The organism is Roseateles sp. P5_B10, assembly GCF_056400485.1.
In genome coordinates this window covers 1-4336 of record NZ_JBFULE010000446.1, presented here as the reverse complement: position 1 = coordinate 4336, position 4336 = coordinate 1, and the positions used below count along the sequence as shown (strand labels likewise).

Genomic DNA, 4336 nt, shown 5'->3' with positions numbered 1-4336 from the left:
GGGCGAGGGGTTTCAAGTCAATCAAGCTTGAGCTTCTGTGCCGCCACGACCTTCTTGTAGACCTCGAACTCCGCCGCAATCTGCGCCGCGAACTGCTCGGGCGTGTTGGCCACGATCAGCGAGCCGGTGTCCTCGATGCGCTTCTTGACGTCGGGGATCTCGAGCGCCTTCTTGACCCCGTCGTGCACCTTGTCGACGATGTCGCGCGGCAGGCCCTTGGGGCCGTGGATGCCGTAATAGGCCAGGCGGTTGACGGCCTCCAGGCCGACTTCCTTGAAGGTCGGCACATTCGGCAGCGCCGCCAGGCGCTGCGGTGCGGCGACGACGATGGGAATGAGGCGGCCGTCCTTGATGAAGGGTAAGGCCGAGGGCAGGTTGTCGAAGATCATCGGCACCTGGCCGGCCACCGTGTCGTTCAACGCCGGGCCGGCACCGCGGTAGGGGATGTGCAGCACGAAGACGCCGGCCAGCGTCTTGTAGAGCTCCATCTGCAGGTGGCCGATGCCGCCGGTGCCGGAGGTCGCGTAGCTGTGCTTGGCCGGGTTCTTCTTGAGTTCGGCGACGAAGCTCTTGTAGTCGCGCGCCGGGAAGCTGGGGTGCACGGCAATGACGTTGGGCGTCGCCGCAACGTTGATGATGGGCGTGAAGTCGGTCAGCGGGTTGTAGGCGATCTTGGGATTGATCGCCGGGTTGGCCGCCGTCGTCGACACCGTGGCCATGCCCAGTGTGTAGCCGTCGGGCGCGGAGCGCACGATTTCCATCGCGCCGACTGTGCCGCCGCCGCCGGCCTTGTTGTCGACCACCATGGTCTGGCCCAGGACGCTGGACATGCGCTCAGCGACGATGCGGGCAATGATGTCCGTCGTGCCGCCTGGTGCGAACGGCACGATCAGGCGGATGGGTTTGGCGGGGTAGCCCTGCGCCCAGGCCAGATGCCCGAAGGGGCCGAGGCTGGCGAGTGCGGCGGCTTGGAGGACGGAACGGCGTTGCATGAAGTCGGTCTCCTTGGTTTGATGGGGCGATGCTAGTTCAGGACGGCTGACCCAGCAGGCCGGCACGCAACCGGGCATCGCTGTTGCTGTCGCCAAGGAAGACCTTCAGGAAGGCCGTGTAGAAGTCCTGGCCCTCGATGGGCTTGCCCCAGACCTTGCCATTGACCGACAGGACGGTGCCACCCTGGGTGGGCAGATAGTCGATGTGCAACAGGTCGCCCTTCTTCACGCGGCCTACGTCGGCGATGGCCGTGTTGAACTGCTTCAGGCGCTCGGCCACCGCCGCCTTCTCGGCCTCGGTGGAGTTGCGATTCACCCCCTTGCCGATGGCCTTGACGAATTCCTGCGTCGACACGTCCTTCACGAGCGGAATGACGATGCGCATCTCCAGCCGCTTGGGGCCGGCCTCGGCGTAGATGGCGTCGGGCGCCGCCGCCTTTTGTGGCAGGTAAAGGGCCGCGAGATAGAGCGGGTAGATGGCCACCTGGCGCTTGCCGGTACCGTTCAACACCAGGGTGCTGCCGCCGAGCTGCAGCGTGTCGGGAAAGTCCTGGTTTTCATAGCGGACAGCGCGGGCGGGCATGGATGCGGCTGCGGCCAGGGCGAGAACGGCCGCACGGCGGCGGATGGACAAAGTCATTCACGGGCTCCAACGGTCAGCGGGCCGGACGATAACGCGGCAGGCGACTCCGGCGCGGACAAGGCCCAGGCGATGTGCTCGGTCACCACTTCGTCGGCGCCGTGCCCTGCTTGCTGCAACGCGGCGCGCAGAGTCGAGTCGTCGCGGACCCGCAAGGCGTTGCCCGCCGCCACCGCCAGATTGCGCCGCCAGCGGGCGAAACCGATGCGGCGGATGGCCGAGCCTTCCGTGCGGCGCAGGAATTCGCTTTCGCCCCATCCAAGCAGCGTGGCAATTGGCTCGCCCGCCATGCCTGGGCGCACGTCGAAGTCGGCCAGCACGGCGGGCTGCGCGAACTTGTTCCACGGGCAGGCCAGTTGGCAGTCATCGCAGCCATAGACGCGATTGCCCAGCAAAGGTCGCAGCTCGACGGGTATCGGCCCATCGTGTTCGATGGTCAGGTAAGAGATGCAACGCCGGGCGTCGATGCGGTAGGGCGCGGTGATCGCGGCAGTCGGGCAGACATCGATGCAGGCGCGGCATTCGCCGCAATGCGCGCTGACGGCTTCGGTCAACGGCAGGGCCAGATCGATGAAGAGCTCGCCCAGAAAGAACATCGAGCCGGCCTCGCGGTGCAGCGTCAAGGTGTGCTTGCCACGCCAGCCCAGGCCCGAGCGCGCGGCCAGTTCGACCTCCAGCACCGGCGCCGAGTCGGTGAAGACGCGATAGCCCAGCGGGCCGACTTCGGCCTCCAGCTTCTCGGCGAGCTTCTGCAGCCGCTGGCGCAGCACCTTGTGATAGTCCCGGCCGCGGGCATAGATCGAGATCTGCGCTTGCTCCGGCTGGGCCAAGCCAGCCCATTCGACGGCCTGCCAGCCCGGCTCGGTGGCCTGGGGCAGATAGTCCATGCGCGCCGTGATGACGCGCAGCGTGCCCGGCACCAGCTCGGCCGGGCGCGCACGCTTCATGCCGTGGCTGGCCATGTAGTGCATGCGGCCATGGTGGCCGGCGTCCAGCCAGGCCTGCAGGCCCGGCTCGGCGCTGCTGAGGTCCACGTCGGCCACGGCGATCTGTGAGAATCCCAGCTCATGCGCCCAGCCGCGCAAACGGATCAACAGCGCGGCGGCATCGACAGTGGACGGGACTTCTTGCATTTGGCACCGATTTTAGAAACCGATCTGCTGTGGCCCGACGAGGCCGCGGCCCAGGCCACCGCCGGACGCCTCGCGGCGGTACTGCTGCCCTCCCCCAACGCGCTGATCGAGCTGCACGGCTCGCTCGGCGCCGGCAAGACGACCTTCGTGCGCCTGCTGCTGCGCGCGCTGGGCGTGCAAGGCCGCATCAAGAGCCCCAGCTATGCCGTCATGGAGAGCTATGAGCTGCCTGAATCCGCGGGAGGCAACACTGCCAGCCACTTCGACTTCTACCGCTTCGGCGACCCGCGCGAGTGGGAAGACGCTGGCTTTCGCGACGTCTTCGCTGCACCCGGCCTCAAGCTCTGCGAATGGCCCGAGAAAGCGGCCGGCCAGCTGCCGCCGGCTGATCTGCAGCTCTTCATCGAGCTGATGCCCGACGACAGTCGAAGCGTGCACGCGGTTGGCGACGCGCGCCTCGTGGGAGCCCTGGCATGAAGCGCCGCGAAACCTTGGGGCTGCTCGCTTTGCTGCTGAAGGCGCCCGACACGCTGGCCGCGACTAGCCAGGCCAGCATCGTCGCCGTGCGCGTCTGGCCGGCACAGGAATACACCCGCGTCACCATCGAGTCCGACCAGCCGCTGGCGGTCAAGCATTTCCTGGTCGACTCGCCGCACCGCCTCGTCATCGACATCGACGGCCTGGAGCTGAGCCCGGGGCTGCGCGAGCTGATCGGCAAGGTCAAGGCCGACGACCCCTACATCACCGGCGTGCGCGTCGGCCAGAACACGCCCACCGTCGTGCGCATCGTGCTGGACCTGCGCCAGCCCGCGGCACCACAGATCTTCACGCTGGCGCCGGTGGCCGCCTACAAGAACCGTCTCGTCTTCGACCTCCACCCCAAGTTCGAGGCCGACCCGCTGCTGGCCTTGGCGCAGGAGCGCGACAAGAAGCCGTCTGCCGCTGCGACGCCTTCCCCGACCCAGCGCGCCGAGGCTGCGGCCAGCGCCGTCAACGACGCCCTCGGTGACCTCATCCAGAAGATCGAGCGTCCGCCAGCGCCGGCAGCCTCGGCACCCCTGACGCCGCCCGCGCAAGCCGCGTCCAAACCCGCACCAGTGCCCGCCCCTGCCGTCGAGCCCAAGATCGACCGCCTCATCATCATTGCGCTGGACCCCGGCCACGGCGGCGAAGACCCCGGCGCCGTCGGCCCCTCAGGCCTGCGTGAGAAGGATGTCGTCCTGGCGGTCGGCCTCAAGCTGCGCAAGCGGCTCCAGACCAATCCGAACATCCGCGTGCTGATGACACGCGACGCCGACTTCTTTGTGCCGCTGCAGGACCGCGTGCACAAGGCGCGCCGCGTGCAGGCCGACCTGTTCGTGTCCATCCATGCCGACGCCTTCTTGACGCCGCAGGCGCGCGGTGCCTCGGTGTTCGTGCTCAGCGACGGTGCCGCGACGAGTGCCGCCGCACGCTGGATGGCCAACCGCGAGAACGCGGCCGACATGGTCGGCGGCGTCAACGTCGGCGCCGCCACCAAGGACGCCAACGTGTTGCGCGCCCTGCTCGACATGAGCACCACGGCGCAGATC

Annotated in this window: 5 protein-coding genes; 2 read left to right on the top strand and 3 right to left on the bottom strand. The window is 67.9% G+C overall.

The features are described 5' to 3' along the window. Positions 1 to 17: 17 nt before the first annotated feature. Genes AC1DU6_RS21560 through queG form a run of 3 tightly spaced genes read right to left on the bottom strand, consistent with a single transcriptional unit; the run spans position 18 to position 2765 of the window. Positions 18 to 992: a tripartite tricarboxylate transporter substrate binding protein BugE gene (locus tag AC1DU6_RS21560; protein ID WP_457353055.1), complete on the bottom strand. Its 975-nt coding sequence runs from the start codon at positions 990 to 992 to the stop codon at positions 18 to 20. 37 nt (positions 993 to 1029) lie between these two features. Continuing rightward, positions 1030 to 1632 (bottom strand): chalcone isomerase family protein, encoded by a 603-nt coding sequence (locus tag AC1DU6_RS21555; protein ID WP_082532890.1) that lies wholly within the window; start codon positions 1630 to 1632, stop codon positions 1030 to 1032. Further along, a complete protein-coding gene (queG, locus tag AC1DU6_RS21550) occupies positions 1629 to 2765 on the bottom strand; it encodes a tRNA epoxyqueuosine(34) reductase QueG (RefSeq protein ID WP_457446424.1) in 1137 nt (378 codons plus the stop codon). The genes AC1DU6_RS21555 and queG overlap by 4 nt, the downstream gene beginning before the upstream one ends. Here queG and tsaE point away from each other — a divergent pair, their 5' ends adjacent. Together tsaE and AC1DU6_RS21540 are read left to right on the top strand one after the other, a co-directional pair. Then, positions 2766 to 3242, top strand: coding sequence for a tRNA (adenosine(37)-N6)-threonylcarbamoyltransferase complex ATPase subunit type 1 TsaE (gene tsaE / locus AC1DU6_RS21545; RefSeq protein ID WP_235532048.1), 477 nt, complete (start codon positions 2766 to 2768; stop codon positions 3240 to 3242). Then, on the top strand, positions 3239 to 4336 hold a 1098-nt coding region (locus AC1DU6_RS21540; RefSeq protein ID WP_477859487.1), incomplete at its 3' end, for an N-acetylmuramoyl-L-alanine amidase. The genes tsaE and AC1DU6_RS21540, both read left to right, overlap by 4 nt.